This window comes from Pseudomonas sp. NY5710 (genome assembly GCF_013305665.1).
Lineage (GTDB): Bacteria > Pseudomonadota > Gammaproteobacteria > Pseudomonadales > Pseudomonadaceae > Aquipseudomonas > Aquipseudomonas juntendi.
The window spans coordinates 1,411,958-1,438,173 of the sequence record NZ_CP045554.1; the positions used below are offsets into that span (position 1 = coordinate 1,411,958).

The following is a 26,216-nucleotide window of genomic DNA, read 5'->3' on the forward strand; positions in this document are numbered from 1 at the left end:
GGCAGAGTCCGACCTGGCGGCCTACGGCCAGGCGTTCGAGGCCTTCGTGCAAGCCGTGCAGGCCAAGGAGCTGGCGCTGGACATGGCCAGCTGGTCGGTGTCCAGCGTGGCCAATAACCTGGATGTGCTGCAGGCCGGCCTGGCCGACGATGGCGTGTACACCCTCAAGCAGTCCCAAGGCCAGCAGGGCGGCGAGTTTCTCGAGCAAGCCGGGCAGGTGGCACAGGTGTCGCGGCTGATGCTGCAGGCCATGGACGAAGCGCGGGTGCGCCTGGAGCAAAGCCGCAAGGGCGAAGAGGGTGTCAGTAAAGAGCGCATTGCCCAAACCGTCGAGGCGGCCAGCCTGGTCGGCCAGCTGCAGGGCGCCATCGCAGATGCCGGTTACCAGAGCGTGCTGGGCGAAGTGGCGGGGCACATCGCCAGCTTCTCGGAAAAGCTCAACGAATACACCGACGAGTTGGCCCGTGAACAAGGGTTGAAGGACCAGTTGCAGGCCAGTGCCGAGCAGGTCACCGGGCGCGTCGACCAGGCCTACCTGGCGCAGGAGCAGGCACTGCAGGGCGAGCTGCAGCGCAATGCCCTGGCCATTGGCCTGGCCACGGTGCTGGCGCTGTTGGCCGGCGTGCTGGCGGCCTGGTTGATTACCCGCGCGGTGGTTGGCCCGCTCAAGCATGTGATCGCCCGCGCCCAGCGCATTGCTGCGGGCGAGCTGGCGTTCGATGCCCAAGCGCCACGGCGTGACGAAGTGGGGCAGTTGATGCAGGCCATGCAGCAGATGGCTGCGGGGCTGGCCGGTATTGTCAGTGGCTTGCAGCAGGGCATCGAGCAACTGGCAGGCAGTGCCCAGGCGCTGTCGGCGGTGACCGAACAGACCAACCGTGAGGTGGGCAGCCAGAAAGAGGAAACCGAACAGGTCGCCACCGCCATGCAACAGATGACCGCCACCGTGCACGACGTGGCGCGCAACGCCGAAGAAGCGGCCCAGGCGGCCGAGGCGGCAGACGCCAAGGTCGGCTCGGGCCAGCAGGTGGTGCGCCAGAGTATGCAGCGCATCGAACAACTGGCCGCCGCGGCGGAAACCGCCAGTGCCGGCATCGACAGCCTCAGTGCCGAAATCCATACCATTGGCGATGTGCTGGAAGTGATCAAGAGCGTGGCCGAGCAAACCAACCTGCTGGCGCTGAACGCCGCCATCGAAGCGGCCCGGGCGGGTGAACAGGGGCGCGGTTTTGCCGTGGTGGCCGACGAAGTGCGGGCCTTGGCCAAGCGTACCCGCCAGTCCACCGAGCAGATCGAGACCCTGGTGGCCAGCTTGCGCGGCAATGCGCAGCAGTCGGTGGCGCAGATCCGCGGCAGTGCCGAACTGGTGCGTATGGCGGTGGCTGACGCGTTGCACACCGAAAGTGCCCTGGGCAGTATTGCTGCGGCAGTGTCGTTGATTCAGCAGATGAACCAGCAGATCGCCGCTGCAGCCGAGCAGCAGAGTTCGGTTGCCGAAGAGATCAGCCGCAGCGTCACACAGATCCGCGGCAGTGCCGACCAGGCGGCGTTGGCCATGCAGGACAATGCCCGGTCAAGTGTGGAGCTGGTGCAGTTGGGCACCGACCTGAAGGGTATGGTGGGGTATTTCAGGTTGTAGCCCAGGTGGTTTCTGGCGATGGCATCAGGGTTGCCAGGTGCTCGCCGTAGCATCTTCAGCGCCTGTTAGATCGAGCGCCGCCCGCGCGGCGCTCGATCTAACAGGCGCTGCATATCTTCTGACAAACACCTGTCAGCCCTGATGCAATCCCTGTGGGAGCTGGCTTGCCATCGATAGGGCCGGTACAGGCAATAATGACCTTCAGGCCTTGCGCGGGTTAAGAATCACCAGGGCCAAAACTCCCGCCACAATCCCCCAGAACGCCGACCCGATCGAGAACAGGGTCAGCCCCGACGCCGTCACCATGAAGGTAATCACTGCCGCCTCACGCTCCCGCGCTTCGCTCATGGCAACCGTCAGCCCGTTCATGATCGAGCCAAACAGCGCCAGCGCCGCAATCGACAGCACCAGCTCTTTCGGCAACGCGGCAAACAGCGCTGCCAGGGTCGCCCCGAACACCCCGGCGATGCCGTAGAAAATCCCGCACCACACCGCTGCGGTGTAGCGTTTGCTGGGGTCTTCATGGGCATGCGGCCCAGTGCAGATGGCCGCGCTGATCGCCGCCAGGTTGACCCCGTGCGAGCCAAACGGCGCCAGCAGCAGCGAGGCAAATCCGGTAGCCGAGATCAGGGGCGAAGCCGGTACCTGGTAGCCGTCGGCGCGCAGCACGGCCACGCCAGGCATGTTCTGCGAAGTCATCGCCACCACGAACAGCGGAATGCCGATGCTGATGGTGGCGGCCAGCGAGAAGCTCGGCGTGGTCCACACCGGCTTGGCCACTTCCAGGTGGAAGCCGCTGAAGTCCAGCAGGCCCAGCGCGCCCGACAGTGCGGTGCCCACCAGCAAGGCCGCCAGCACGCAGTAGCGCGGTGACAGTCGCTTGACCAGCAGGTAGCTGAAGAACATGCCCAACACCAGCAGGGTACGGTGCTGCGCTGCCACGAAAATTTCGCTGCCGATCTTGAACAGGATACCCGCCAGCAACGCCGAAGCCAGCGACGCCGGAATGCGTTTGACCAGGCGCTCGAAGCTGCCGGTCAGCCCGCACACCAGCACCAGCACCGCACAGGTGATGTAGGCGCCAATGGCCTCGCCGTAACTGACCCCGCCCAGGCTGGTGATCAGCAGCGCTGCGCCGGGGGTGGACCAGGCAATGGTGATGGGGGTGCGGTAGCGCAATGACAGGCCGATGCTGCACACCGCCATGCCAATCGACAGCGCCCAGATCCACGACGAGATCTGCGCAGTGGTCAACCCGGCCGCCTGGCCGGCCTGGAACATCAGCACCAGCGAGCTGGTGTAACCGGTGAGCATGGCGATGAAGCCGGCGACCACTGCCGACGGGGCGCTGTCTGCCAGGGGCCGCAGGCGTGCGGAGGTGGCATTGTTCATGAACAAAGTCCTTGTAAAGGTGTAAGCAGTTTTTTCAGACTACAACCAGCAAGGTAGATCCTTGCCATACAGCGGCCGTTGCTTTTAGCCGTACAGTCGCCAACTATTGGGCGCAATTGCAAAACTGCTTTGCAGGGAGGGGCGATGTACAAGGTTTATGGCGACTACCAGTCGGGTAACTGCTACAAGGTCAAGTTGATGTTGAGCCTGCTGGACCGGCCGTACGAATGGCACCCGGTGGACATTCTCAAAGGCGAGACCCAAACGCCGGCGTTTCTGGCGATGAACCCCAATGGCAAGGTGCCGGTTCTAGAGCTGGAAGACGGCACTTACCTGTGGGAGTCCAACGCCATTCTCAATTTCCTGGCCGATGGCAGTTCATTCCTGCCCAGCGAGCCGCGCCTGCGTACCCAGGTGTTGCAGTGGCAGTTCTTCGAGCAGTACAGCCACGAGCCGTACATTGCCGTGGCGCGTTTCATCCAGTTTTACCTGGGGCTGCCAGATGAGCGTATGGACGAATACAAAAAGCTGCACAAGGGCGGCTACAAGGCCTTGAAGGTGATGGAACGCCAACTGCAGATGACCCCGTACCTGGTCGGTGAGCAGTATTCGATTGCCGATGTGGCGTTGTATGCCTACACCCATGTGGCCCATCAGGGCGGGTTCGACCTGGCCGATTACCCGGCGGTTCGCGCCTGGCTGGCGCGGGTTGCCAGCCACCCGAGGCATGTGCCGATGGTGGGTTGACCGCTAACCTGTACCGGCCCCATCGCTGGCAAGCCAGCTCCCACGATCAATAAGTTGTGTATTGTTGTGTGGGAGCTGGCTTGCCGGCGATAGGGCCAGTGCAGGAAAGCTGAAACCTGTCAGGCCGAAGCAAACCGCTCATCCAGGTAGGCAATGATGGCCTTGGACTCATACATCCAGGTCACTTTGCCCGCTTCTTCAATGCGCAGGCATGGCACTTTCACCCGGCCGCCACCTTCTTGCAGGGCCTGGCGGTGCGCCGTGTCGTTCTTGGCATCACGCAGCGCCACCGGCACGTTCAGGCGGTGCAGGGTGCGGCGGGTCTTGACGCAGAACGGGCAGGCATGGAACTGGTACAGCGCCAGGCCCTTGGCCGCCTGGTCGACGCGGGCCTGGGCGGCGGCGTCGCGCTTGCGCTTGGCCGGGCGGCTGATCCAGTCTGCGAACACGATGACTTGGCCGAGGCCAACCCGCAGGGCTTTGACGATCATGGGCAACTCCTGAAATGCAAAAGCCGACCTGCAAGGGTCGGCTCGGGGTCTGCAGCCAATTACTTGATCAGGCTGAGGAACTCGCTGCGGGTGGCGGCGTTGTCGCGGAATTCGCCCAGCATCACCGAGGTGATCATGGTCGAGTTCTGTTTTTCCACACCGCGCATCATCATGCACATGTGCTTGGCTTCGATCACCACCGCCACGCCGGCGGCACCGGTAACCTGCTGGATGGCCTCGGCCACCTGGCGGCTGAGGTTTTCCTGAATTTGCAGGCGGCGGGCGAACATGTCGACGATGCGCGCGACCTTCGACAGGCCCAGCACCTTGCCTTTGGGCAGGTAGGCCACGTGCGCCTTGCCGATGAACGGCAGCATGTGGTGTTCGCACATCGAATACAGCTCGATGTCCCGGACCAGTACCATTTCGCTGTTGTCAGAGCTGAACAACGCGTTGTTGGTCACTTCTTCCAGTGTTTGCTCATAACCGCGGCAAAGGTACTTCATGGCCTTTGCAGCCCGCTTGGGCGTGTCGAGCAGGCCCTCGCGGGAGACGTCCTCGCCAAGTTGGCTGAGGATCTCGGTGTAGTTCTGTTCCAGGGACATGGATCTACCTTGGGAAAAAATCGCAAAAACGAAGGTTACGGCGGCGCGCGCGGCGCTGCAAGCGCGGCGTTACTCGTCGCGGCCTTCGAGCATGGTTCGCTTGAGCATCACATACACGGCACCGGTGCCGCCGTGGCGGGCACTGCACGAGGCAAAGCCGAGCACCTGCGGGTGCTGGCGCAGCCAGGTGTTGACGTGGCTTTTGATCATCGGCCGCTTGCCGTCCAGGCGCGCAGCCTTGCCATGGGTCACGCGCACGCAGCGCACTTCCAGCTTGGTGGCTTCGGCGATGAAGGCCCACAAGGTTTCGCGGGCCTTCTCCACGGTCATGCCATGCAGGTCGAGGCTGCCCTCGAACGGGATCTGCCCCAGTTTCAGCTTGCGCAGCTGGGTTTCCTGCACGCCGTCGCGGCGCCACATCAGTTCGTCTTCGGCGCCCACGTCGATCACGAACTGGTCAGACATACCGTCGATGACCAGCGCCTTGTCACTGCGAACGGTCGCCGCCTGGCGCAGGCCGGCCAGCTGCTGGCGGTCGGCCTTGGGCTTGCCGACTTCGGCGCGGTCGTGGCGGATCGGCTTTACGCCGCGCACTTCGGCCTTGAACAGGGAAAAATCGTCGTCTTGCATGGTGCCTCCACGTGGGCGGCGTAGTTTACGCGACTGTGGGGGCTTTATGCAGCCTGTGCGGGCCTCTTCGCGGGTGAACCCGCTCCTACAGGGCTACCACCGGGCGTAGGAGCGGGTTCACCCGCGAAGAGGCCGGCACAGCCTATACAAAACCCTCAATCATGCTTCTTCATCAGATGTGGCGACAGGTTCAGCTCACGCCCGCGCCGCAGGCGAATGCGGCTGCGCCGCCACAAGCGCACGCCCAGCCACAGCAGCAGCAGGCCTCCCACGGTAACGATGCTGGACAACGCCTTGTTGGCGTTGAGTTCCTGCAGGGCAGGGTAGTTGCCTAGCAAGCCGGCGATGCCGGCCATGGCCAGCAGTACGCCCAGGGTCGCCAGCAGGGCGGACAGCCCGGCCGCCAGGCGGGCGCCCCAATTACGCGGTTGGCGCGGGCGCAGGCGCTTGGCGTCGAAACTGCCTTTGAGCTTCATTCCGCTCTCCTCTGTGGATATCCGGAATTCGACCTGCCGCCGCCCATTGGGTTCCGCCCGGCAGCCGGGCGGTCGTGCCAGGGCCTCAGATCAGGCTGGCGGTAGGGGCCACGCAAGCGAAGTTGTCGGCCATCACGGCCATTTCGCACTGGTGGATCTGCGCGGCCGGTATGACCCCGTCCTTGAACGCCAGGTCGCGGGTTGCCGAAGCGTCTTCTACCAGTGTGCACCGGTAACCATAGTCTTTGGCGCGGCGCACGGTGGTGCTGACACTGGAATGGCTCATGAAACCGCACACGATCAGGTCCAGGTGCCCCAGCTCCTGCAGCGTTTCGTGCAGCTTGGTGTTCTTGAAGGCATTGGGCATGCGCTTTTCGATGACGATTTCGCCCTCCAGCGGCTCCAGCCCTGGAATGAACTGGCCAGCGGGCCCCTGTGGGTCGAAACGGCCACCCACCGTGCCCAGGTGGCGAACATGGATGATCGGACGGCCGCTTTTGCGCGCGGCGTCGAGCAACCTGGCGATGTTGGCCACGGCCTCGTCCATGCCCGACAACTGCAGGGGACCACTGAGGTACTCCTTTTGCGCATCAATGATGATCAGGCTGGCGTGGCTCAGCTTGGCCGGCGGGTAATCGCGGCCAGTGAGGCGGAACATCGTGGTTGGAACGGACATCAAGGGCTCCTTGGTAGGGCTTTTGTGCACCTATTCTCCCCTGCATTGGCGCCAATGGGAATGGTTGACAACGCAAGTGGCATGGTTACTGGCCTGTGGCTAGCCCGGCAACGATCCGATGGAACAAATCTGTGCCCCAGGCTGTTAGACTTTTGTCCGTTCTGAATTAGGAGTACCCCGTGATCACATCCCGCCTGCGCACCCTGCGCGATTACATCCGCTGGGCAGTCAGCCGCTTCCATGAGCATGACCTGTTCTTCGGCCATGGTGCCGACAATGCCTGGGACGAAGCCCGTCTGCTGGTGCTGGGTGCGGTGCACCTGCCATGGGAGGTAGCCGACAGCTACCTGGACTGCATGCTCGAAGACGACGAGCGGGTGCGCCTGCAGCACCTGCTCAAGCGCCGTATCGAAGAGCGCGTGCCAACTGCCTACCTGTTGGGCGAGGCCTGGTTCTGCGGCATGTCGTTCATTGTCGACGAGCGCGTGCTGGTGCCGCGCTCACCCATTGGCGAGCTGATCGAAAAGCGCTTCGAGCCGTGGTTGGCCAACGAGCCGGCACGCATTCTGGACCTGTGCACCGGTTCGGGCTGCATCGGCATCGTCGCCGCCGACGTGTTCCCCGAGGCCGAAGTGGTGCTGGCCGACCTGTCGTTCCAGGCCCTCGAAGTGGCCAACCAGAACATCGAGCGCCACGGCCTGGACGCCCGCGTGTACACCGTACAGGGCGACGGTTTTGCCGGCTTGCCGGGGCAGCGCTTCGACTTGATCCTGTCCAACCCGCCGTATGTCGACGCCGAGGACTTCGACGACATGCCGGCCGAGTACCACCACGAGCCGGAGCTGGGCCTGGCCTGTGGCAATGATGGCCTGGACCTGGTGCGGCGCATGCTGGCCGAAGCGGCCGACCACCTCACCGAAAAAGGCTTGCTGATCGTCGAAGTGGGCAACAGCCAGGTGCATGTGGAGGCGCTGTACCCCGAGGTGGACTTTGCCTGGCTGGAGTTCGAGCGCGGCGGGCATGGGGTGTTCATGCTGACCGCTGAGCAGTGCCGCCAGCATCAGGAGCTGTTCAAGGGCCGCGTCTGATTCCGAACGGGGCTGCTTTGCAGCCCATTCGCGGGCACGCCCGCTTCCACAGGTATATCACCGGTCCTTGTGGGAGCGGGCAAGCCCGCGAAACAGGCAACGCGGTCTTAACGGGTTGCGATCCAGATCAGCAGCCCCGCCTGAAACACCGCAAACGCCACCAGGCACGTGATGGTAAAGCGCAGCCCGCCATCTTCACGCTGGTACTTGGCCACCCGCTCATCACGCTCGCGCAGCTGTGCGTCTTTTTCCTGCAACTGCAGGTCTGCCTGCTGTAGCAAGCTGGCGGCATCAAGGATAGCCACCCGTTGCAGCCGTTCATTGCTCCAGGCTGCTTTCAACTGCCCCACAGGCATTTCCACGGTGCGGCCTTTCAAGTGCTGGGCGTCTTCGTACTCCACCTCGATGCCCACCCCACGCAGGCAGTGGTCACGGCGCAGGCGTGAGTCTTCGTTCAGCGCATCCTTGTTCGGCAAGGTCATGCCCTCGACCTGGTAATGCGACCATTTGCGCTGCAACCACTGCGCGGCCTGGGCCAGCAGGAAGCGGCCGATACCGCGGTTGACCGGCTCCAACTGCAGGCCCTGGGCGTTGCCGATACGCACCCGGCGTTCGGCATGGTCCACGCGGATGTCCAGGCGGTTCTGTTCCTTGTGTACCTTCTGCCCAGGCAGCTGGATCTCCATGCGCAGCAGGCTGTGGGCCTTGTCATGGCGCTCGGCATAGCCGAACTGCACAAAGCGCAGCGGCCGGGCGCCGGTGCTGCGGTCGGTGGGCAGCGCGGCCAGGCGCAATAGCTGGAAGTGTTCGGCCGGCAGGTCGGCCCAGGGCTGGGCGGGGTTGTCCTGGGGCTCTTCGGCCGGCTCTGCGGCGGCGGGGGCAATGGTCATCGGGGCTGGTCCTCGGCTATGCCTGCTGTATCGGCAGGCAGGCCGCAGACCTGAGGCCATTGCCTCAGGCCGAAGGCAAATGCTGGATGAAGGTCACAATTCGCTCACCCAGTTCGCGCGCCAGGGGCAACTCAGGGTTGAGGTAGCTGTCGCGTTGCTGGCTCATGTCTTTGGGGCTGATACGCAGCATGTGGTTCATGCCGTCGATCAACACCAACTGCGCATCCGGCTTGGCTGCCTTGAGCCGTTCGGCGTCGGCCACGTCCACCTGCACATCGTTGCGCCCCTGCACGATCAGCGCCGGCATCGGCAGGCGGGCGAAGGCGGCGGCGGGGTTTTGCCGGAACAGGGTAATCAGGTAGGGCTGCACACTAGGGCGGAACACCTGGCGCAGCGGTGCCGGCACGTCCAGGCTGGTTTGCCCGGCCTGCAGGCGGTCGAGCAGGGCGCTGCCACCGGCCAGCTGCGCCGGTGGCAGGCGCTGGGCCAGTTGCTCGCGCAACACGTCGGCCAGTGGCCGGCCGCTGCCGGCCAGGGTGATCACGGCGCTGGCCCCGGCCTGTTCGGCGGCCAGGCTGGCAATCAGCGCACCTTCACTGTGGCCGATCAGAATCAGCGGGCCAAAGCGCGGGTCGGCCTTGAGCTTGTGGCTCCAGGCGACCACGTCGGCCACATAGCGCTCCACGCTCAGGTCCCGCTCATCGGGTGCGGCAGGCTGGCTGGCAGCCACGCCACGCTTGTCGTAGCGCACGCTGGCAATGTGTTCGTTGGCCAGCAGCAGGGCCAGGCGCTTGAGGTTGTCGACCCTGCCCGAGGCCGGGTTGTTGCCGTCACGGTCGGTAGGGCCTGAGCCGGCAATGATCAGCACCACCGGCGGCGGTGTGGCTTGTTGCGGCAGCAGCAAACTGCCGTGCAGCACGCCCTGGCCGGTGTCGAGGTCGATGGGGCGTTGCAGCACGGTGGGGGCGGCGGCCTGGGCCAGGCCGGTGCACAGCAAGAGGAACAAGGCGACAAGGCGCGACATCATGCGGTACTACATGGGGAGATGTGGGTTTGACCTGATGTTCACGGGAAGGTTCTTGCGCTGGTGCATGGCAGGTTTGCCACAGTAGTCGCGCCTGTGCTGGCCCTGTAGGAGCGGGTTCACCCGCGAAGAGGCCCGCACAGGCAACTCAACCATCTGTATACTGCCGCTTTCGTCCATTTCAGGCAGATCTCGCGGAGCGTCCATGTCCGGCAATACCTACGGCAAGCTGTTCACTGTCACCACCGCTGGCGAAAGCCACGGCCCGGCGTTGGTCGCCATTGTCGACGGGTGCCCACCGGGCCTGGAAATTTCCCTCGCCGACCTGCAGCACGACCTGGACCGGCGCAAGCCCGGTACCAGCCGGCACACCACCCAGCGCCAGGAAGCCGACGAGGTGGAAATTCTGTCCGGCGTATTCGAAGGCCGCACCACCGGCTGCTCGATCGGCCTGTTGATCCGCAACACCGACCAGAAGTCCAAGGACTACTCCACCATCAAGGACCTGTTCCGCCCGGCCCACGCCGACTACACCTACCACCACAAGTACGGCCTGCGCGACTACCGCGGCGGCGGCCGCAGCTCGGCGCGCGAAACCGCCATGCGCGTGGCCGCCGGTGCCATCGCCAAGAAGTTCCTGGCCAGCCAGGGCATCACCGTGCGCGGCTACATGAGCCAGCTGGGGCCGATCGAAATCCCGTTCAAAACCTGGGAATCGGTGGAGCAGAATGCCTTCTTCAGCCCCGACCCAGACAAGGTGCCGGAGCTGGAGGCGTACATGGACCAACTGCGCCGTGACCAGGATTCGGTGGGCGCCAAGATCACCGTGGTTGCCGAAGGTGTGATGCCTGGCCTGGGCGAGCCGATTTTCGACCGCCTCGACGCCGAACTGGCCCACGCGCTGATGAGCATCAACGCGGTCAAGGGCGTGGAAATCGGCGCCGGTTTCGCCAGCGTCGCCCAGCGGGGCACCGAGCACCGTGACGAGCTGACCCCTGAGGGCTTCCTCAGCAACAATGCCGGCGGCATTCTGGGTGGCATTTCCTCGGGGCAGCCCATCGTGGCCCACCTGGCGCTGAAACCGACGTCCAGCATCACCACCCCGGGGCGTTCCATCGACGTGGATGGCAACCCTGTCGAGGTCATCACCAAGGGCCGCCACGACCCGTGCGTGGGTATTCGTGCCACGCCGATCGCCGAGGCGATGATGGCCATTGCCCTTGTGGACCACCTGCTGCGCCACCGTGCGCAAAACGCCGATGTGCAGGTGACTACCCCGGTGCTGGGCCAGCGCTGATCTGCCTGCACCGGCCCCATCGCTGGCAAGCCACCTCCCACAGGGTCACCACAAACCAAAACATTGTGGGCCACCTGTGGGAGCTGGCTTGCCAGCGATAGGGCCGCTACAGGCACCCACAAGGCCACACCATGCAACCCATCCCTTACTGGCGCCTGTCCAGCTTCTACCTGTTCTATTTCGCCCTGCTCGGCTCCACCGCGCCGTTCCTGGCCCTGTACTTCGACCACCTGGGCTTCAGCCCGGCGCGCATTGGCGAGCTGGTGGCCATCCCTATGCTGATGCGCTGCATTGCCCCCAACCTGTGGGGCTGGCTGGGCGACCGCAGTGGTCAGCGTCTGCTGATCGTGCGCCTGGGGGCGCTGTGCACGCTGGCCAGCTTCGCCCTGGTATTCTTCGGCAAAAGCTACGCCTGGCTGGCGCTGGTAATGGCCCTGCATGCGTTCTTCTGGCACGCGGTACTGCCGCAGTTCGAGGTCATCACCCTGGCCCACTTGCATGGGCAAACGGCACGCTACAGCCAGGTGCGCCTGTGGGGCTCGATTGGCTTCATCCTCACCGTGGTGGGGTTGGGCCGTGTATTCGAGTGGCTGAGCCTGGACATCTACCCGCTGGCGCTGGTCATCATCATGGGCGGTATCGTCGCCGCCAGCCTGTGGGTGCCCAATGCCCAGCCGGTGGAGCAGGGCGAGCGCAGCGCTGCCGGCGGCTTCCTGCGCCAACTGCGTGCGCCCGGTGTGATCGCCTTCTATGCCTGCGTGGCGCTGATGCAGCTCAGCCACGGCCCGTACTACACCTTCCTTACCCTGCACCTGGAACACCTGGGCTACAGCCGTGGCGCCATCGGTTTGCTGTGGGCACTGGGGGTAGTGGCCGAGGTGTTGATGTTCATGTGCATGAGCCGCCTGTTCGCCCGTTTCAGCGTGCAACGTGTGTTGCTGGCCAGTTTCCTGCTGGCCGCCGTGCGCTGGCTGCTGTTGGGCAATTTGGCGGCCGAGCCGGCGGTGCTGGTTTTCGCCCAGCTGCTGCATGCGGCCACGTTCGGCTGTTTCCACGCCGCCAGCATCGCGTTCGTGCAGGCCAGCTTCGGCGCTCGCCAGCAGGGCCAGGGCCAGGCCTTCTACGCCGCGCTGTCGGGTACTGGCGGCGCGTTGGGGGCGTTGTATTCGGGTTACAGCTGGAAACTGCTGGGGCCCAGCTTCACCTTTGGTATGGCCAGTGCCGCAGCCTTGGCTGCAGCCGTTATCATTGGCCTTTGTTCGCAACCGACCAGGACCCGCCCCTGATGAGCATTCTCAGCGTTTTCCACACCGCCAGCCCGGCATTGCCGCAAAAGGTGTTGACCCACCACGATGACATCGCCGCAACCCTGGCTGAACACGGCGTGCGTTTCGAGCATGCCGAACCTGGCGTACGGGTGCGCCCAGGCACTGCGCACGACGAGGTGTTGGCGGCGTGCCGCGCGTACCTGGACCAGCTGATGACCGCGCAGGGCAGCAAGGCATTCGTGCTGCTCAACCGTGACGGCCACGACCCGGCGCAGGTTGATGTGCGCGATGAACACGTGCATGACGCCGACGAGGTTTTCGCCGTGATCAGCGGGCGCGCGCAAGTGGGGCTGCGGGTGGGCGAGTGGGTGTATTCGGTGTTGTGTGAGAAGGGGGATCAATTGCACGTGCCGGCTGGCACGCGGCGCTGGGTGGAGCTGGGTGAAGCGCCGTTCTGCCTGGCCTTGCGTGTGTACGGCAGCGAGCAGGGTGTGCAGGCGAGATTCACCGGGGATGTGAGTGCGCGGGCATTTCTGGGCATTGACGAGTTGTAATGCCTGCACTGGCCTCTTCGCGGTTAAACCCGCGCCTACACATGGCATCACACATTCAGTGTAGGAGCGGGTTTACCCGCGAAGGGGGCCGTTCAGGCACCACAACACTCAGCGGTAGGTCGGCAACGCAAACCGTTGCTGGCTCTGCAGCATCGAGATCACCGGCAGTTCACTGGCCTGTTCAGCCAGGTCACGGCGGATGGCACTGATAGCCCACGACAGCTGCTCGGCGCTGTGCATTTGCGCATAAGTCAGTACGCGTCGGGTCACTTTGCCATCGGCCGCACGCAGGGTCAGCAGCACGCCGCCGTCCGGGCGAGCCTGGGTGGTCACTTCGTAGGCCGAAAATACCGAGACGAATTTTTGCTGAATAAGGTCCATAGCAACTCCTGGCTGTTGTGTGGCAGACATGAGTAGGTAGTTGCAGTGACCGTGCCAGAATCTTAATTCATGAAAAGTCGTTTAAATTCAGTGGCTTGCGATGATTTTGCAGAAGCGCTTCCGTGCAGCTTGCAAGGTCGTGCATTTTGCACAGTGCAATTTGCACGAGGCGGGCGGTAGCTATCGGCCCAATAGAATCTGAACCTTTGACCGCAAGTGCGTGCCTGACAAACACTTGGGCAATCATTTACGCAAGGAGGTTCCCGATGTCCAGCCAAGCCGCACACGCCACCATGACCGATGACGAAACCGCGGCCTTTGCCGAGCAGGTGTTCGAACGGGCCCGCCAGGGCGATGCCGAGATGCTCGAGCGCTTGCTCGCCAGCGGCCTGCCGGCCAACCTGCGTAACCACAAAGGGGACACCCTGCTCATGCTGGCCAGCTACCACGGTCACCACGACGCGGTACGGGTGCTGCTGGCCCACGGCGCCGACCCGCTGATTGCCAACGACAACGGCCAGTTGCCGATCGCCGGTGCCGCCTTCAAGGGTGACCTGGCAATGATCCGCCTGTTGCTCGAGCACGGCGTGCCGGTAGACGCAGCGGCCCAGGATGGGCGCACGGCGCTGATGCTGGCGGCCATGTTCAACCGCTGCGAGATCCTTGATTACCTGCTGGCCGAGGGCGCCGACCCGGCGCGCCAGGACGCCCGCGGGGCCACCGCGCTGATGGCCGCGCGCACCATGGGCGCGGTGGACACCGCAGCACGCCTGCAAGTGCAGGCTGGCTAACGGCCTGGGGGCATTTGCGGCTATCCTTGGCGACTTTCACACGCCGCAGGCCCCCTTTCATGAAAACTCAGTTGCGCGAATTCATCAGCCTCATTGGCGCTGGCTGCATGCGCGAGGCCGACATCGAGCGCATCGCCGACGAGGCCGCCCAGGCTTATGCCGACCCGGCCGCTTTCCTCGCCGCCAACCCTGATATCAACTACGACGACACCTTCCCGATCCCGCTGGGCGAATGGGTGGTGCTGGGCAGCCTGCCGGACACCGTGGTGTTCCAGGCCGACAGCTACCAGGCGCTGTTCCAGCAGATCAGCGACTCGTTCGACAACAGCGTGCCATTCACCCTCAAGCCCAAACAACTGGCCCGTACCGAGCCGCTGACTGCCTTGAACCGCATTCAGGTGCAGATGGGCGCGCTGAACAAGGAGGCCGGCGGTTATGTGCTGCTGAACTTCAGCCAATTGCTGGACGACGAGCTGCAGATGGTGATGGTGGGCCAGCACGACCTGGCGCGGGTGCTGGAACTGGGCGCCGAGCTGGGGATCAAGGTCGAGCCAGCCCTTGAAGCCCTGAAAGTTGCCGTGCATGTCTGAAGGCTGATGGCCCGTGTGGCGGGTAAGCCAGTTTCCACGGCATCACCATACAGTTCTAACCCAGTGGTGCGCCTGTGGGAGACTCTATGGTTTGTGGCAATGCACCCTGCCAGGTGCTCGCCACTGCATCTTCAGCGAGTGTGGCAAACACCTTTCAGCCCTGATGCGATCCCAGTGGGAGCTGGCTTGCCAGCGATTGGGCCTGTACAGCCAACCCAAAACTTCAGCCCAGCGCGGTATCCAGAAACATCATGACCGCAAACCCACCCATCAACCCCAGGGTCGCCGCCGTCTGGTGCCCGTTGCGGTGGGTTTCGGGAATCACTTCGTGGCTGACCACGAAGATCATCGCCCCGGCCGCCAGGCCCATGCTGATGGGGTAGGCGAGGGCGAAGCCGGTCGAGATACCCAGCCCGATCACCGCCCCCAGCGGTTCCATCAGCCCCGAACCAATCGCCACCAGTGCGGCCTTGAAGTTCGACAGGCCGGTAGCGCGCAAAGCCAGCGCCACGGCCAGGCCTTCGGGGATGTCCTGGATGGCAATGGCGCTGGTCAGCGGCAGGCCGATGTTCAGGTCGCCATTGGCAAAGCTCACGCCAATCGCCATGCCCTCCGGCAGGTTGTGCAAGGTGATAGCCAGCACGAACAGCCACACCCGGTTGATACGCTCGGCCTCGGGGCCACACGGGCCGGTGCTTTCATGCTCGTGCGGGGTGAAGCGGTCCAGGCCCAGCATCAGCAGCACGCCCAGGCCCATGCCCAGCACCACGGTGAACGCCGCCGCCGGGCCGCTGCCGGTGATTTCGCGGGCGGCGTCCAGCCCCGGCAGAATCAGCGAAAACGAACTGGCTGCCAGCATCATGCCGGCGGCGAAGCCCAGCATCACGTCCTGGGTGCGTGCGCTGACATCGCGCAGCACCACCGCCAGCACTGCCCCCAGTGCCGTAGCGCCGAACCCGGACAACCCGCCCAGCAGCGCCAGGTGCAGGTTGTCGGCATGGTCGCCGTTCACCGCGTTCCAGAAGCTGGCCGCCAACAGTGCACAAACCGCCAGCAGGCTCAGCGCCAGCCCGGCGCTGAGCCACGGGGCATTCACAACCTGTTGGCGCCAGGCATTGCGCAGCGAGGGTGGGGTAGGGCTTTGCGGCTGTGCGACGGGCATGCGGACCTCGGTTCAATGGCTGTTGGCAGTTTACTCAGGGACCTGCCGCCACCGCCAAGGATTCCCTTCTATTGCCGTGATAGCTGACTATGCTGTGCAGCACAGCCTTTGAAAGGGAGTCAAAGCATGGGGTCGACATTCAACAGCCTGGTTGGGCTGATCATTCTGGCGCTGGACATCTGGGCCATCCTCAACGTGATCAAGAGCGGCAGCGAGGTGGGCAGCAAGGTGTTGTGGATTCTGCTGATCGCACTGCTGCCCGTGGTGGGTTTGGTGATCTGGGCCATCGCCGGGCCGCGGGGGAATGTGCGGATCTGAATGCCTGTGCTGGCCCTATCGCCGGCAAGCCGGCTCCCACAGGTTCTCCACAGCCCCAGGCACTGTGGGGGCCTGTGGGAGCCGGCTTGCCGGCGATAGGGCCGGAACAGACAAAAGCGGCAACACCCGCGTGACAAAATTTTCACATTGGTTTAAACAGAATCCGCACCCGCACAATGCTGCGTTGGCCCAGTGCCAACGCCCTCTTCGCAACCCGCAATCCTAGGACCTTCCCATTCATGGCTAACACGGACGCCTTGAAGCAACGGGGCGCGCGAGCACCGTTCTCGCCCACCCTGAAATCCCACCTGGCCTACACGCTGCTCAGCGGCCTGGTGATCATGTTGATGCTCAGCCTCGTGCGCCTGGCGCTGTTGGTCTACAACAGCGATATGGTCGGCGATACCCCTTACTCGACCGTCGCCGAGGGCTTCGTCAACGGCTTGCGCTTCGACCTGCGGGTGGTGGTGTACCTCAGCATTCCGCTGTTGCTGGCCATGCTCAGCCCGTGGGCCATGGCCCGGCGAGGGGTGTTCCGTTTCTGGCTGACACTTACCTCCAGCGTGGTGATGTTCCTTGGCCTGATGGAAATGGACTTCTACCGCGAGTTCCACCAGCGCCTCAACGGCCTGGTCTTCCAGTACATCAAGGAAGACCCGAAAACCGTACTGAGCATGCTCTGGTACGGCTTCCCGGTGGTGCGTTACCTGTTGGGCTGGGCATTCGGCACCTGGCTGCTGAGCCTGCTGTTCAAGGGCATTGACCGCATCACCCGGGGCCAGGGCGCACAACGCGTGGCGCCGTGGTACAACCGCCTGGCCGTGTTCATGGTGGTCTTGCTGGTGGCCGTGGTCGCCGCCCGTGGCACGCTGCGCCAAGGCCCGCCAATGCGCTGGGGCGATGCGTTCACCACCGACTCCAACTTCGTCAACCAGCTGGGCCTGAACGGCACCCTGACCCTGATCGACGCCGCCAAGAGCCGCTTTGGCGAAGACCGCGCCAACATCTGGAAGCCGGTACTGGAGCAGGGCCTGGCCACCGAAACCGTGCGCAAGCAATTGCTGACCCCGAACGACACCCTGGTCGATGCCGACGAAGCTGCCGTGCGCCGCGACTTCCTGCCGCCGGCCGAGCGCACCCTGCCGGTCAAGAACGTGGTGGTGATCCTGATGGAAAGCTTTGCCGGCCACTCGGTCGGTGCGCTGGGTAGCCCGAACAACATCACCCCGTACTTCGACAAGCTGGCCAAAGAAGGCCTGCTGTTCGACCGCTTCTTCTCCAACGGCACGCACACCCACCAGGGCATGTTTGCCACCATGGCCTGCTTCCCCAACCTGCCGGGCTTCGAGTACCTGATGCAAACCCCGGAAGGCGGCCACAAGCTGTCGGGCCTGCCAGCCTTGCTCAGCGCGCGTGGCTACGACGACGTGTACGTCTACAATGGCGACTTCGCCTGGGACAACCAGTCCGGGTTCTTCGGCAACCAGGGCATGACCACCTTCATTGGCCGCAACGACTTCGTCAACCCGGTGTTCTCCGACCCGACCTGGGGCGTGTCCGACCAGGACATGTTCGACCGCGGCAACGAGGAGCTGGCCAAGCACGATGGCAAGAAGCCGATCTATGCGTTGCTGCAGACCCTGTCCAACCACACGCCGTATGCGCTGCCCAAAGACCTGCCCGTCGAGAAGGTGACCGGCCAGGGCCGCCTGGACGAGCACCTGACCGCCATGCGTTATTCGGACTGGGCGCTGGGCCAGTTCTTCGAGAAGGCGCGCAAAGAGCCGTACTTCAAGGACACCCTGTTCGTGATCGTTGGCGACCACGGTTTCGGCAACCACCAGCAGGTCACCGAGCTGGACCTGGGCCGCTTCAACGTGCCGCTGTTGCTGATTGCCCCGGGCATTCAGGAGAAGTTCGGTGCGGTCAACCACACCGTGGGCACTCAGGTCGACATCGTGCCGACCATCATGGGCCGCCTGGGTGGCCAGGCCCGCCACCAGTGCTGGGGGCGCGACCTGCTCAACCTGCCTGAGGGCGACCAGGGCGTGGGCATGATCAAGCCGTCGGGCAGCGAACAGATCGTTGGCCTGGTACAGGGCGACCGCATTCTGATCGAGTCCAAGGACATGACCCCGCGCATGTACCGCTACCAATTGGGCAGCGAGTTCAAGGCCGAGCTGATCGAAAGCCCCGACCAGCCGCAACTGCTCAAGCAGCTTGAAGCGTACATCCAGACCGCCACCAAGAGCCTGCTGGACAACACCGCCGGTGTGGTGCACGGCACGCCGAAGTAAAAGCTGGCGGGGTCAACCCGCTGCCACAGTGGCTGCGCCAGCCTCGAGTTGGCGCTACCCCTGTGGGCAGCCCTGGGTCGCGATTAGGGGCCCCACGTTTCGGCGCCTGCCGCTTTCATCCTACTGAACATTCTCCCTGCCCCAAGGTCAGTTGTTCAGGCGTAACACACACCCTGTGCTCCTTGACTCAGAGGGTCCGTTAGATGAAAGAGTGGGAAGTCATTTTTGCCGACCAGAAGGGCGAACCGTCCACTCTGGTGTTGAAAGCCGAGCATCGTCCTAGCGAGGAAGAGGCGGCGAGGGCCATTCGTTCTCACCTGTTTCCGGTAATGGCCGAGCTGGACCTCAACGACTTCCAGGACCGCAGCATTTCCCCCACTGCACGCTGGCTGCGCGAGCACAGCGGCGTAATGATCACAAGCATTCACGAACACCCCTGATCCACACGATTGCGTGGTGCCTTGGCAGGCGCTACGCTGTCAGCAGGTGCTCGCCTATTATGCGGGCTGGCACCGCATACATTCGCGTCTTGCATCAGCTCGTACTGCCCGGCCGCTGCCGGCAGGTGCGCAGTAGCACGGAAAGTCTATCCATTGCATTATTCAGGAGGACGTTTCATGAGCAGCCAGAACGACGATATCAGCAGCAACGTCCTGCGCCAGATGAAAGCAGGCGGTTTCGACTTCACCCAGATCCACCCCATCGAGTTCTATGCCGTATTCCCCGACGAAGCCGGGGCGCGCCGCGCTGCCAGGCAGTTTCGCGGCGAATCGCTCAATGCCCAGGTGAAGGAGGGCGACGGTGGCTGGCACCTGGAACTGAGCAAGGTCATGTATGCCACCTATTGTGGGATTGGCGACTTTGAAGAGACCTTCGAGCAGTTGGTGACGCCCTATGGCGGCGAGGTGGAGGGCTGGGGGGTCAAGCACGAGCGGCTCACGGCCTAGCAGCCCTGCGTGGCCATCATCTCAGGCACACCCGCGCCAGGCAGGTGCGGGTTCACCCCACGCGGCCACTAAGGCTTGCGCGTGGCCATATGCTGCAGGTACCCCAGCAGCGCATCCAGCTCCTTGTCGCTCAGCACGCTTTCGGCAAAGCCCGGCATTTTCGCCTGTGGCCACTGCCGCAGGCTTTGCGGGTTGCGGATCAACGTGCGCAAATAACCCGGCTGAAAGTACTCGGTGGGGTTGTGCGGCACATTCAAGTCCGGCCCAACCTGCGCATCCCCCGCACCGTTCAGGCGGTGGCAGGCCATGCAATTTTGCTGGAACAGGGCAAAGCCTTGGCGCACCGGGCTGTCGGCGGGTAGCGTCGGGTCGGGCAGCAATGCCGGGTACCGCTGCGCTACCGGGGCGAGCTGGCGCAAGGTGGCGATCTGGAATGGCCATTGCTCCGGGCGAATCCCGCCGGCCTGCGCTGCTGTCCACACTAGGTAGAACGGCCCTGCGCCAGGTTTGCCTGCACCCAGCGGTGGCCAAGGTTGGTTGGGGTCTTCCACGGCTAGCCAGGCCTGCGCCGGGCCTTTCTGCAACAGCGGCGCAGCGGGCATTTCTGCGGCGAAACCGTCCAGCGCTACCGCCTGCAGGTGGTCGCTGGCGGTAACGCCAGGCAACAGTGCAGCCAACGGCACTGCCCGGTACTGCATGGGGCGGTTGTAGGCTACGTCCTGCTCGATGCGGATGGTCTGCGCTTGCGGGTGGCTGAGCAGTTCGTCGCTGCTCCACTGGCGCTGGGTAGCGCCGAGTTCAAGGTGCAGTTGTGCCGCCGACAGTGGCAGGCTCAGCAGCAGCGCAAGCAGGGCAAGGCAATCGCGCATGGGTACACTCCGACCGAAGAGGCCAGCAGGTTACCTGCGCACTGCATGTCGACGCCACTGCTGCAGTCAGCCGAACAACCGTGTCAGGTTCGGCACGATCAGCAGCAATGTAGTGGCGAATAAAATAAGCCCGGCTTGGCGAATTTTCGAATGTCTGAACATGGCGGACCGCCTTCTTGTTGTTATTCCTGAGTACCCGTTGGCTTCCTTGTCGCGCTTCGGGTCGATCGCAGTAGCGTAGTGTGGCGCTTTAACTGCTTGCCTTTTATGAGTGGATATACAACCAACAGTAGGGCGTGCGTTATCCATGTTCGAGAACTCTTTGTTCTAGTAGTCGCGACTTTGAGGCCTCATGGCTATGAGGCCATGTGCCATCTCGCTAGCATGCTCTCGCTAGACGGTGGCGCAGCCATCCATGGGGCGCCGACAAAATGTGACCGTTCGTCAGTGCCGCCTACTTGCTTGTACGTGCCTTTCGCGTCAGGCTCTACAGCAGATTCCCATCCATGTCGTTCAGGACTAATCCTATGTCGTTACGCATCTGCATCCTTGAGACCGATGTTCTGCGGCCGGAATTGACGGCGCAATACCAGGGCTACGGCAGGATGTTCGAGCAGCTGTTCTCGCGGCAGCCGATTGCCGCAGAGTTTCGTGTGTACAACGTGATGAATGGCGATTACCCCGCCGACAGCGAAGTGTTCGATGCCTACCTGGTCACGGGCAGCAAGGCAGACTCGTTTGGTACCGATGCCTGGATCCAGACGCTGAAGGCCTACCTGTTGAAGCTTTACGCGCGTGGCGAGAAATTGCTGGGTGTGTGTTTTGGCCACCAGCTGCTGGCGTTGACCCTGGGTGGCAAGGCCGAGCGTGCCGACAAGGGCTGGGGCGTGGGCATTCACCGCTACTCGCTGGCGGCGCACGCCCCGTGGATGGACCCTGAGGTGTCGGAGCTGACCTTGCTGATCAGCCACCAAGACCAGGTGACCGAACTGCCGGAAGGCGCCACGGTCATTGCCTCCAGCGATTTCTGCCCGAATGCGGCGTACCACATCCGCGACCAGGTGCTGTGCTTCCAGGGCCACCCGGAGTTTGTCCACGACTACTCCCGCGCGCTGCTCGATGCGCGCCAGGAATACCTGGGCGACGAGGTGTACCAGAAGGCGGTGGCCAGCCTGGCCAGCGAGCACCAGGGCGACTTGGTGGGCGAGTGGATGTTGCGGTTCATCCAGCAGCCGGTAACCAAACACGACGCGGCGTAATGGCCGGGGGCTGCTGCGCAGCAGCCCAATCGTGGCCCACGGCCGCCCCGGGGCTCAGCGCCCCATCATGTCCCGGACCATGCGCTGCTGCTCCATGATCTCGCGCTGGCGCTGGTCAATCTGCGAAGCCAGCGGGAAATTCCCGCCGGCCCGGCGCTTGGCGTAATCCAGCTGCTGGATCGCCTGGTCAAAGTCCCCCACCAAGGTGAAGTACTCCGCCCGCGCCCGGTGCAAGCCGATGGTATTGCCCGACAAGCCGCGCACCTCGGCCATGTCGTACCACACGTCCGGATCATCCGGCCGGCTTTTCACCAGCTCGTCCAGCACTTTCTCGGCTTGAGCAGGCTTGTTCAGCTTCACCAGCAAATCGGCGCGCACCTGTTTCAGCGGGTAGTTGCCCGGGTATAGCTGCTGCATGCGCTCGGCGCGCTGCTGGGCATCGGCCAGGCGGTTGTTGGTGATGTCCAGGTCAATCTGCGCCAGGTTGTAGGTGATGTCGTTAGGCGCCTTGGCCAGTAGCGGCTTGAGCATTTCCCGCGCTTCGTTCAGCTGGCCGCCCTTGATCTGGGCCAGGGCCAGGCCATAGCGCGCAGCATCGAGTTTGGGGTCTTCGTCGAGCTGGGCACGGAAGCGTTTGGCCGCCAGCCCCGGGGTGCCTTCATAGATAAGCGCCACCCGGGCGCGAATCAGCTGGTAGCGTGCGCTGTCTTCGATGCCGCCCGGTGGCGCCTGGTCGGCGCGGTTGCGGGTGTCGGCGATCCGCGACTCGGTCACCGGGTGCGTCAGCAGAAATTCCGGTGGCTTGGCGTCATAGCGATACTGGCGGGCCAGGCGCTCGAACATGGTTGGCATGTTGCGTGGGTCGTAGCCGGCCTTTTCCAGGTTCAGGATGCCGATACGGTCCGCTTCCTGCTCATTTTGCCGCGAGAACCGGCGCTGTTCCTGAATGGCCGCCGCCTGGGTGCCGGCGATCATGCCGATGCCGGCGTCGCCAGCACCCCCCGCCGCCAGCACGATCCCGGCCAGCAGCGCTGCCATCATCGGCAGTTGCATGCGTTGCTGGGCCTCGACGCCGCGGGCGAAGTGGCGTTGCGACAAGTGCGCCAGTTCGTGCGCCAGCACCGAGGCATATTCGCCTTCCGTCTGTGCGTTGAGGAACAGCCCGCCGTTGACCCCCACAATGCCCCCGGGCGCAGCGAAGGCGTTGAGCTCACGGCTGTCGATGAGGATGAACTCCAGGCGCCGGTCTTGCAGCTGGCTGGTCTCGGCCAGCTTGTACACGCTGGTTTCGACATAGTCCTTGAGTTGTGGGTCGTTGAGCTGGTTGACCTGGCCGCGCAACAGGCTCAGCCAGGCGCGGCCAAGTTGGTGTTCCTGCTGCGGCGAAACGATCGCGGAGCTGGCGTCACCCAGTGATGGCAGGTCGTCAGCATGGCCGGGGAGGGCCAACAGGCAGGCCAGCGTCAGCAGGGTAGGGCGCAGTAGTTTCATGCACGAAGCTCGCGTCGGTGTCAAAGATAGGTACTGTAGCGGGCTCACACGTTGGCGACCAGTGGCGCTATCCTAGACAGCCCTGCCAACAAGCAGTCTGGTAATGCCTTTGGAGACCCTGCAATGAGTGACACCCTGACCTGCGACGCCGTACTCGACGCCAGCGGGCTGAATTGCCCTTTGCCGCTGCTCAAGGCCAAGATGGAGCTCAACCGCCTGGCCAGCGGCGCGGTGCTCAAGGTGATCGCCACCGACACCGGCTCGCAGCGCGACTTCCGCACTTTCGCCACGTTGGCCGGTCATACCCTGCTGCAGGAAACGGCCGAGGCCGGCACCTACACCTACTGGCTGCGCAAGGCCTGAGTCTTTACCAAGGATCGTCAATGTTCAAAGTGCTTCGCGACTGGGTGCAGCGCTACTTCTCCGATGAAGAAGCGGTGGTGCTGGCGGTCTTGCTGTTCCTGGCGTTCACGGCCGTGCTTACCCTGGGTGGCATGCTCGCGCCGGTGCTGGCGGGTATGGTGCTGGCGTTCCTCATGCAGGGTCTGGTCAATGCCCTGGAGCGCTTGCGGGTGCCCACGCGGTTGGCGGTGATGTTGGTATTTGCCCTGTTCATGGGGGCGCTGGCGCTGTTCATGCTGGTGTTGGTGCCGCTGTTGTGGCACCAGCTGATCACCCTGTTCAATGAGCTACCGGGCATGCTGGGCAAGTGGCAGTCGTTGTTGCTGTTGTTGCCCGAGCGTTATCCGCACCTGGTGTCGGACGAGCAGGTGCTGCATGCCATCGAATCGGTGCGCGGTGAAATCGGCAAGTTTGGCCAATGGGCGCTGACCTTCTCGCTGTCCAGCCTGCCGTTGCTGGTCAATGCCATGATCTACCTGGTGCTGGTGCCGATCCTGGTGTTCTTCTTCCTCAAGGACCGCGAACTCATCGGCCGCTGGGTCAGTGGCTACCTGCCACGCCAGCGCACCCTGCTGAACCGGGTGGGTAGCGAGATGAACCGGCAGATCGCCAACTACATCCGTGGCAAGGGCATCGAGATTCTGATTTGTGGCATTGCCACCTACATCGCGTTCATCAGCCTTGGGCTCAACTATGCCGCGCTATTGGCGTTGCTGGTGGGGCTGTCGGTGGTGGTGCCCTATGTGGGCGCGGTAGTGGTAACGGTGCCGGTCACGCTGATTGCACTGTTCCAGTGGGGCTGGGGCGATCAGTTCATCTACCTGATGACGGTGTACGCGATCATCCAGGCGCTGGACGGCAACGTGCTGGTGCCGCTGCTGTTTTCCGAGGCCGTGAGCCTGCACCCGGTGGCGATCATTTGCGCGGTGTTGTTGTTTGGCGGGCTGTGGGGGTTCTGGGGGATCTTCTTTGCCATCCCGCTGGCGACCCTGATCAAGGCTGTGCTGGATGCCTGGCCGCGGCAGGAGCCTATTGTGTCACCGATGCTGTAATTTTGGGGCTGCTTTGCAGCCCATCGCGACACAAGGCCGCTCCTACAGGGATCCGCGATTTCCGATGATGCCGGCCCGGCCCCGCAGGCCTGCCGGCCACCCAAGCCCGTTATAGGAGCGGGTTTACCCGCGAAAGGGCCGGGCCTGCGGACCGATTTCTGCCAGGCATTGTGCGTTGCCGGCGCCACCGTATTCGCGGGTGAACCCGCCCCGACATCGATCGAGGATGCCGCCCGGGCCCGCAGAACTACCGGCCACCCCCGCCCGTTGTAGGAGCGGGTTTACCCGCGAAAGGGCCAGGTCTGCTGGCCAGTTTCTGCCAGCATTTTGCGCTGCCGGTACCACCGTATTCGCGGGTGAACCCGCTCCTACACCGATCGATGATGCCGGCCCGGCCCCGCAGGGCTACCGGCCACCCCCGCCCGTTGTAGGAGCGGGTTTACCCGCGAAAGGGCCAGGTCTGCTGGCCAGTTTCTGCCAGCATTTTGCGCTGCCGGTACCACCGTATTCGCGGGTGAACCCGCTCCTACACCGATCGATGATGCCGGCTCGGCTCCGCAGGGCTACGGGCCACCTTCGCCCGTTGTAGGAGCGGGTTTACCCGCGAAAGGGCCGGGCCTGCGGGCCAGTTTCTGCCAGGCATTGTGCATTGCCGGTACCACCGTATTCGCGGGTGAACCCGCTCCTACATCGATCGATGATGCCGGCCCGGCCCCGCAGGACTGTCGGCCACCCCCGCCCGGCGTAGGAGCGGCCTCGTGTCGCGAAAGGGGCGCAAAGCGCCCCCAGCGATCTCAAGCCTTGTTCAGTGCCTGAGCCGCTGCCAACACGGCATCCACATGCCCGGGCACCTTCACCCCACGCCATTCCTGGCGCAGCACACCGTCCTTGTCGACCAGGAAGGTGCTGCGATCGACGCCCATGTACTCCTTGCCATACAGCTTCTTCAGCTTGATCACGTCGAACAGCTGGCACAGGGCTTCGTCCTTGTCGCTGATCAGCTCGAACGGGAAGCCTTGCTTGGCCTTGAAGTTCTCGTGCGACTTCAGGCCGTCACGCGACACGCCGAACACCAAGGTGTTGGCCGCGGCAAAGGCTTCATGCTGGTCGCGGAAGCCCTGGCCTTCGGTGGTGCAGCCCGGGGTGCTGTCCTTCGGGTAGAAGTACAGCACCACCTGCCGGCCCTTGAGGTCGGCCAGGCTCACGGTTTGCCCGCCGGTGGCCTGGGCCTGGAAGTGCGCTACAGGTTGGTCGAGTGCTACAGCCATGATCGCTTCCTTACATTGGGTTCTGTGGGCGCCATGGCTCGATCAGCGCATCGAGGTTCAGGGCGTCGGCAAAGTCCAGGAACTGGTCACGCAGCCAGCTGATTTGCGTGCCGGCCGGCAAAATGACGGTGAACTGGGCATTGAGCATGCTGCTGCCGGTCTGCGGCGCCAGGTAGGTATCGCACGTCATGGCTTCCAGCTCGACGCGGTGGTCGAGGAAGAACTGGCACAGCTCGTTGATGATGTCCGGGCGGTAGGCGGCGCTGACGTAGGCCACATAAGGTAGGGCCTGCGGGCGTACCTCCTGGTCGGCGCTGCGCACCACGTCCAGGGTCAGGCCGTGCTTCTTGCCCAGGCTTGGCAGCATGGCTTCAAGGCGGGCGAGGGCGTCCCAGCTGCCGCCTACCTGTAGCACCAGGGCGCTGGTTTCGCCGTGGCGGCTCAGGCGCGAGGTAACCACCGCGCAGCGGTTTTCGAAGGCAGCGCGGCTGAGGACGTTGGCCAGTTCCATGGGGTTGGGCCCCAAGGCACTGATGACGAGGAATTGTTCGCGGACGGTGGGGGTGGACATGCAGCATTCCTAAAGCGATGAGCGGTCGGTACAGGACGGGA

30 protein-coding genes and 1 pseudogene are annotated in these 26,216 nt (G+C 63.8%); 16 read left to right on the forward strand and 15 right to left on the reverse strand.

Going from position 1 to position 26,216, the window contains the following annotated elements; genetic code table 11:
* Positions 1-250: 250 nt before the first annotated feature.
* Together GEV39_RS26475 and GEV39_RS26480 are read left to right on the forward strand one after the other, a co-directional pair.
* A pseudogene (locus GEV39_RS26475) lies at positions 251-730 on the forward strand (methyl-accepting chemotaxis protein); the annotation flags it as partial.
* Positions 731-934: 204 nt separating this feature from the next.
* Complete coding sequence (locus GEV39_RS26480) at positions 935-1,639, forward strand: methyl-accepting chemotaxis protein (protein WP_425049084.1); 705 nt, start codon at positions 935-937, stop codon at positions 1,637-1,639.
* A 201-nt stretch (positions 1,640-1,840) separates the two neighbouring features.
* Here the strand turns inward: GEV39_RS26480 and GEV39_RS06390 are convergent, their stop codons facing one another.
* On the reverse strand, positions 1,841-3,031 hold the full coding sequence (locus tag GEV39_RS06390; protein WP_173887908.1) for a benzoate/H(+) symporter BenE family transporter: 1,191 nt from the start codon (positions 3,029-3,031) through the stop codon (positions 1,841-1,843).
* A gap of 144 nt (positions 3,032-3,175) precedes the next feature.
* Here GEV39_RS06390 and GEV39_RS06395 point away from each other — a divergent pair, with 144 nt between their 5' ends.
* Positions 3,176-3,778, forward strand: a complete 603-nt coding sequence (locus GEV39_RS06395; protein WP_173887909.1) for a glutathione S-transferase family protein — start codon at positions 3,176-3,178, stop codon at positions 3,776-3,778.
* A 119-nt stretch (positions 3,779-3,897) separates the two neighbouring features.
* Here GEV39_RS06395 and GEV39_RS06400 read toward each other — a convergent pair whose 3' ends face one another.
* From GEV39_RS06400 to GEV39_RS06420, 5 genes are all read right to left on the reverse strand, one after another.
* On the reverse strand, positions 3,898-4,269 hold the full coding sequence (locus GEV39_RS06400) for a glutaredoxin (protein ID WP_154211242.1): 372 nt from the start codon (positions 4,267-4,269) through the stop codon (positions 3,898-3,900).
* Positions 4,270-4,328: 59 nt separating this feature from the next.
* On the reverse strand, positions 4,329-4,874 hold the full coding sequence (gene folE / locus GEV39_RS06405; RefSeq protein WP_054911867.1) for a GTP cyclohydrolase I FolE: 546 nt from the start codon (positions 4,872-4,874) through the stop codon (positions 4,329-4,331).
* Positions 4,875-4,943: 69 nt separating this feature from the next.
* Positions 4,944-5,504 (reverse strand): Smr/MutS family protein, encoded by a 561-nt coding sequence (locus tag GEV39_RS06410; protein ID WP_009683235.1) that lies wholly within the window; start codon positions 5,502-5,504, stop codon positions 4,944-4,946.
* A 155-nt stretch (positions 5,505-5,659) separates the two neighbouring features.
* Positions 5,660-5,980 carry a hypothetical protein gene (locus tag GEV39_RS06415; RefSeq protein WP_173887910.1) on the reverse strand — a complete coding sequence of 107 codons (321 nt, stop codon included), beginning with the start codon at positions 5,978-5,980 and terminating at the stop codon, positions 5,660-5,662.
* Between the two features lie 85 nt (positions 5,981-6,065).
* Complete coding sequence (locus tag GEV39_RS06420; RefSeq protein WP_009683237.1) at positions 6,066-6,656, reverse strand: cysteine hydrolase family protein; 591 nt, start codon at positions 6,654-6,656, stop codon at positions 6,066-6,068.
* Positions 6,657-6,835: 179 nt separating this feature from the next.
* On the opposite strand from GEV39_RS06420, the gene prmB reads away from it, so the two are divergent.
* Complete coding sequence (gene prmB / locus GEV39_RS06425; protein ID WP_009683238.1) at positions 6,836-7,744, forward strand: 50S ribosomal protein L3 N(5)-glutamine methyltransferase; 909 nt, start codon at positions 6,836-6,838, stop codon at positions 7,742-7,744.
* Between the two features lie 107 nt (positions 7,745-7,851).
* On the opposite strand, the gene GEV39_RS06430 is transcribed toward prmB, so the two are convergent.
* Both GEV39_RS06430 and GEV39_RS06435 read right to left on the reverse strand, forming a co-directional pair.
* Positions 7,852-8,634 (reverse strand): hypothetical protein, encoded by a 783-nt coding sequence (locus tag GEV39_RS06430; RefSeq protein ID WP_173887911.1) that lies wholly within the window; start codon positions 8,632-8,634, stop codon positions 7,852-7,854.
* Between the two features lie 64 nt (positions 8,635-8,698).
* The gene (locus GEV39_RS06435) at positions 8,699-9,661 is read right to left on the reverse strand and encodes an alpha/beta hydrolase (RefSeq protein ID WP_154211246.1); all 963 of its coding nucleotides are present in this window, start codon (positions 9,659-9,661) and stop codon (positions 8,699-8,701) included.
* Positions 9,662-9,863: 202 nt separating this feature from the next.
* Between GEV39_RS06435 and aroC the strand changes: the two genes are divergently transcribed.
* The 3 genes from aroC to GEV39_RS06450 all read left to right on the forward strand — a co-directional run bounded on the left by aroC (position 9,864) and on the right by GEV39_RS06450 (position 12,777).
* Complete coding sequence (aroC, locus tag GEV39_RS06440; RefSeq protein ID WP_173887912.1) at positions 9,864-10,955, forward strand: chorismate synthase; 1,092 nt, start codon at positions 9,864-9,866, stop codon at positions 10,953-10,955.
* A 131-nt stretch (positions 10,956-11,086) separates the two neighbouring features.
* Positions 11,087-12,241 carry an MFS transporter gene (locus GEV39_RS06445; protein WP_173887913.1) on the forward strand — a complete coding sequence of 385 codons (1,155 nt, stop codon included), beginning with the start codon at positions 11,087-11,089 and terminating at the stop codon, positions 12,239-12,241.
* Complete coding sequence (locus tag GEV39_RS06450; protein ID WP_173887914.1) at positions 12,241-12,777, forward strand: oxidase; 537 nt, start codon at positions 12,241-12,243, stop codon at positions 12,775-12,777. The genes GEV39_RS06445 and GEV39_RS06450 overlap by 1 nt, the downstream gene beginning before the upstream one ends.
* Before the next feature lie 108 nt (positions 12,778-12,885).
* Here the strand turns inward: GEV39_RS06450 and GEV39_RS06455 are convergent, their stop codons facing one another.
* Entirely contained in the window at positions 12,886-13,158 is a 273-nt protein-coding gene (locus GEV39_RS06455) for a DUF3509 domain-containing protein (protein ID WP_154211250.1), read from the reverse strand.
* A gap of 266 nt (positions 13,159-13,424) precedes the next feature.
* Here GEV39_RS06455 and GEV39_RS06460 point away from each other — a divergent pair, with 266 nt between their 5' ends.
* Together GEV39_RS06460 and GEV39_RS06465 are read left to right on the forward strand one after the other, a co-directional pair.
* Complete coding sequence (locus GEV39_RS06460; protein WP_154211251.1) at positions 13,425-13,949, forward strand: ankyrin repeat domain-containing protein; 525 nt, start codon at positions 13,425-13,427, stop codon at positions 13,947-13,949.
* Between the two features lie 59 nt (positions 13,950-14,008).
* On the forward strand, positions 14,009-14,539 hold the full coding sequence (locus tag GEV39_RS06465) for a hypothetical protein (protein WP_173887915.1): 531 nt from the start codon (positions 14,009-14,011) through the stop codon (positions 14,537-14,539).
* A 223-nt stretch (positions 14,540-14,762) separates the two neighbouring features.
* On the opposite strand, the gene GEV39_RS06470 is transcribed toward GEV39_RS06465, so the two are convergent.
* Positions 14,763-15,701 carry a ZIP family metal transporter gene (locus GEV39_RS06470; RefSeq protein ID WP_054890483.1) on the reverse strand — a complete coding sequence of 313 codons (939 nt, stop codon included), beginning with the start codon at positions 15,699-15,701 and terminating at the stop codon, positions 14,763-14,765.
* A 126-nt stretch (positions 15,702-15,827) separates the two neighbouring features.
* Between GEV39_RS06470 and GEV39_RS06475 the strand changes: the two genes are divergently transcribed.
* The 4 genes from GEV39_RS06475 (at position 15,828) to GEV39_RS06490 (ending at position 19,263) form a co-directional block, all read left to right on the forward strand.
* Positions 15,828-16,019, forward strand: a complete 192-nt coding sequence (locus GEV39_RS06475) for a PLDc N-terminal domain-containing protein (protein WP_009683250.1) — start codon at positions 15,828-15,830, stop codon at positions 16,017-16,019.
* Positions 16,020-16,258: 239 nt separating this feature from the next.
* Complete coding sequence (locus GEV39_RS06480) at positions 16,259-18,316, forward strand: LTA synthase family protein (protein ID WP_173887916.1); 2,058 nt, start codon at positions 16,259-16,261, stop codon at positions 18,314-18,316.
* 203 nt (positions 18,317-18,519) lie between these two features.
* The gene (locus GEV39_RS06485) at positions 18,520-18,756 is read left to right on the forward strand and encodes a hypothetical protein (RefSeq protein WP_110677950.1); all 237 of its coding nucleotides are present in this window, start codon (positions 18,520-18,522) and stop codon (positions 18,754-18,756) included.
* A 177-nt stretch (positions 18,757-18,933) separates the two neighbouring features.
* Positions 18,934-19,263 (forward strand): ribonuclease E inhibitor RraB, encoded by a 330-nt coding sequence (locus GEV39_RS06490; protein ID WP_173887917.1) that lies wholly within the window; start codon positions 18,934-18,936, stop codon positions 19,261-19,263.
* 68 nt (positions 19,264-19,331) lie between these two features.
* Here GEV39_RS06490 and GEV39_RS06495 read toward each other — a convergent pair whose 3' ends face one another.
* Both GEV39_RS06495 and GEV39_RS06500 read right to left on the reverse strand, forming a co-directional pair.
* Complete coding sequence (locus GEV39_RS06495) at positions 19,332-20,132, reverse strand: cytochrome c (protein ID WP_173887918.1); 801 nt, start codon at positions 20,130-20,132, stop codon at positions 19,332-19,334.
* Between the two features lie 66 nt (positions 20,133-20,198).
* Positions 20,199-20,441: a hypothetical protein gene (locus tag GEV39_RS06500; protein WP_173887061.1), complete on the reverse strand. Its 243-nt coding sequence runs from the start codon at positions 20,439-20,441 to the stop codon at positions 20,199-20,201.
* 218 nt (positions 20,442-20,659) lie between these two features.
* Here GEV39_RS06500 and GEV39_RS06505 point away from each other — a divergent pair, with 218 nt between their 5' ends.
* Positions 20,660-21,391, forward strand: a complete 732-nt coding sequence (locus GEV39_RS06505; RefSeq protein ID WP_009682018.1) for an amidotransferase — start codon at positions 20,660-20,662, stop codon at positions 21,389-21,391.
* 54 nt (positions 21,392-21,445) lie between these two features.
* Here GEV39_RS06505 and GEV39_RS06510 read toward each other — a convergent pair whose 3' ends face one another.
* Complete coding sequence (locus GEV39_RS06510; protein WP_154211255.1) at positions 21,446-22,882, reverse strand: M48 family metalloprotease; 1,437 nt, start codon at positions 22,880-22,882, stop codon at positions 21,446-21,448.
* A 123-nt stretch (positions 22,883-23,005) separates the two neighbouring features.
* Here GEV39_RS06510 and GEV39_RS06515 point away from each other — a divergent pair, with 123 nt between their 5' ends.
* Together GEV39_RS06515 and GEV39_RS06520 are read left to right on the forward strand one after the other, a co-directional pair.
* Complete coding sequence (locus tag GEV39_RS06515; protein ID WP_009682015.1) at positions 23,006-23,245, forward strand: sulfurtransferase TusA family protein; 240 nt, start codon at positions 23,006-23,008, stop codon at positions 23,243-23,245.
* 20 nt (positions 23,246-23,265) lie between these two features.
* On the forward strand, positions 23,266-24,336 hold the full coding sequence (locus GEV39_RS06520; RefSeq protein WP_029887111.1) for an AI-2E family transporter: 1,071 nt from the start codon (positions 23,266-23,268) through the stop codon (positions 24,334-24,336).
* A 794-nt stretch (positions 24,337-25,130) separates the two neighbouring features.
* Here the strand turns inward: GEV39_RS06520 and GEV39_RS06525 are convergent.
* A complete protein-coding gene (locus GEV39_RS06525; RefSeq protein ID WP_173887919.1) occupies positions 25,131-25,604 on the reverse strand; it encodes a peroxiredoxin in 474 nt (157 codons plus the stop codon).
* 10 nt (positions 25,605-25,614) lie between these two features.
* A complete protein-coding gene (locus tag GEV39_RS06530; RefSeq protein ID WP_009682012.1) occupies positions 25,615-26,175 on the reverse strand; it encodes a glycine cleavage system transcriptional repressor in 561 nt (186 codons plus the stop codon).
* Positions 26,176-26,216 lie beyond the last annotated feature (41 nt).

Excerpts from the sequence above, each read along its gene's own strand:
- aroC (WP_173887912.1), top strand. The coding sequence starts at position 9,864 with ATGTCCGGCAATACCTACGGCAAGCTGTTCACTGTCACCACCGCTGGC.
- GEV39_RS06390 (WP_173887908.1), bottom strand. The coding sequence starts at position 3,031 with ATGAACAATGCCACCTCCGCACGCCTGCGGCCCCTGGCAGACAGCGCC.
- GEV39_RS06415 (WP_173887910.1), bottom strand. The coding sequence starts at position 5,980 with ATGAAGCTCAAAGGCAGTTTCGACGCCAAGCGCCTGCGCCCGCGCCAA.
- GEV39_RS06410 (WP_009683235.1), bottom strand. The coding sequence starts at position 5,504 with ATGCAAGACGACGATTTTTCCCTGTTCAAGGCCGAAGTGCGCGGCGTA.
- GEV39_RS06430 (WP_173887911.1), bottom strand. The coding sequence starts at position 8,634 with ATGACCATTGCCCCCGCCGCCGCAGAGCCGGCCGAAGAGCCCCAGGAC.
- GEV39_RS06435 (WP_154211246.1), bottom strand. The coding sequence starts at position 9,661 with ATGATGTCGCGCCTTGTCGCCTTGTTCCTCTTGCTGTGCACCGGCCTG.
- GEV39_RS06505 (WP_009682018.1), top strand. The coding sequence starts at position 20,660 with ATGTCGTTACGCATCTGCATCCTTGAGACCGATGTTCTGCGGCCGGAA.
- GEV39_RS06495 (WP_173887918.1), bottom strand. The coding sequence starts at position 20,132 with ATGCGCGATTGCCTTGCCCTGCTTGCGCTGCTGCTGAGCCTGCCACTG.
- GEV39_RS06485 (WP_110677950.1), top strand. The coding sequence starts at position 18,520 with ATGAAAGAGTGGGAAGTCATTTTTGCCGACCAGAAGGGCGAACCGTCC.
- GEV39_RS06460 (WP_154211251.1), top strand. The coding sequence starts at position 13,425 with ATGTCCAGCCAAGCCGCACACGCCACCATGACCGATGACGAAACCGCG.
- GEV39_RS06455 (WP_154211250.1), bottom strand. The coding sequence starts at position 13,158 with ATGGACCTTATTCAGCAAAAATTCGTCTCGGTATTTTCGGCCTACGAA.
- GEV39_RS06500 (WP_173887061.1), bottom strand. The coding sequence starts at position 20,441 with ATGGATAACGCACGCCCTACTGTTGGTTGTATATCCACTCATAAAAGG.
- GEV39_RS06450 (WP_173887914.1), top strand. The coding sequence starts at position 12,241 with ATGAGCATTCTCAGCGTTTTCCACACCGCCAGCCCGGCATTGCCGCAA.
- GEV39_RS06515 (WP_009682015.1), top strand. The coding sequence starts at position 23,006 with ATGAGTGACACCCTGACCTGCGACGCCGTACTCGACGCCAGCGGGCTG.
- GEV39_RS06475 (WP_009683250.1), top strand. The coding sequence starts at position 15,828 with ATGGGGTCGACATTCAACAGCCTGGTTGGGCTGATCATTCTGGCGCTG.
- GEV39_RS06420 (WP_009683237.1), bottom strand. The coding sequence starts at position 6,656 with ATGTCCGTTCCAACCACGATGTTCCGCCTCACTGGCCGCGATTACCCG.
- GEV39_RS06510 (WP_154211255.1), bottom strand. The coding sequence starts at position 22,882 with ATGAAACTACTGCGCCCTACCCTGCTGACGCTGGCCTGCCTGTTGGCC.
- GEV39_RS06525 (WP_173887919.1), bottom strand. The coding sequence starts at position 25,604 with ATGGCTGTAGCACTCGACCAACCTGTAGCGCACTTCCAGGCCCAGGCC.
- GEV39_RS06520 (WP_029887111.1), top strand. The coding sequence starts at position 23,266 with ATGTTCAAAGTGCTTCGCGACTGGGTGCAGCGCTACTTCTCCGATGAA.
- folE (WP_054911867.1), bottom strand. The coding sequence starts at position 4,874 with ATGTCCCTGGAACAGAACTACACCGAGATCCTCAGCCAACTTGGCGAG.
- GEV39_RS06470 (WP_054890483.1), bottom strand. The coding sequence starts at position 15,701 with ATGCCCGTCGCACAGCCGCAAAGCCCTACCCCACCCTCGCTGCGCAAT.
- GEV39_RS26480 (WP_425049084.1), top strand. The coding sequence starts at position 935 with ATGACCGCCACCGTGCACGACGTGGCGCGCAACGCCGAAGAAGCGGCC.
- GEV39_RS06530 (WP_009682012.1), bottom strand. The coding sequence starts at position 26,175 with ATGTCCACCCCCACCGTCCGCGAACAATTCCTCGTCATCAGTGCCTTG.
- GEV39_RS06445 (WP_173887913.1), top strand. The coding sequence starts at position 11,087 with ATGCAACCCATCCCTTACTGGCGCCTGTCCAGCTTCTACCTGTTCTAT.
- GEV39_RS06395 (WP_173887909.1), top strand. The coding sequence starts at position 3,176 with ATGTACAAGGTTTATGGCGACTACCAGTCGGGTAACTGCTACAAGGTC.
- GEV39_RS06490 (WP_173887917.1), top strand. The coding sequence starts at position 18,934 with ATGAGCAGCCAGAACGACGATATCAGCAGCAACGTCCTGCGCCAGATG.
- GEV39_RS06480 (WP_173887916.1), top strand. The coding sequence starts at position 16,259 with ATGGCTAACACGGACGCCTTGAAGCAACGGGGCGCGCGAGCACCGTTC.
- GEV39_RS06465 (WP_173887915.1), top strand. The coding sequence starts at position 14,009 with ATGAAAACTCAGTTGCGCGAATTCATCAGCCTCATTGGCGCTGGCTGC.
- GEV39_RS06400 (WP_154211242.1), bottom strand. The coding sequence starts at position 4,269 with ATGATCGTCAAAGCCCTGCGGGTTGGCCTCGGCCAAGTCATCGTGTTC.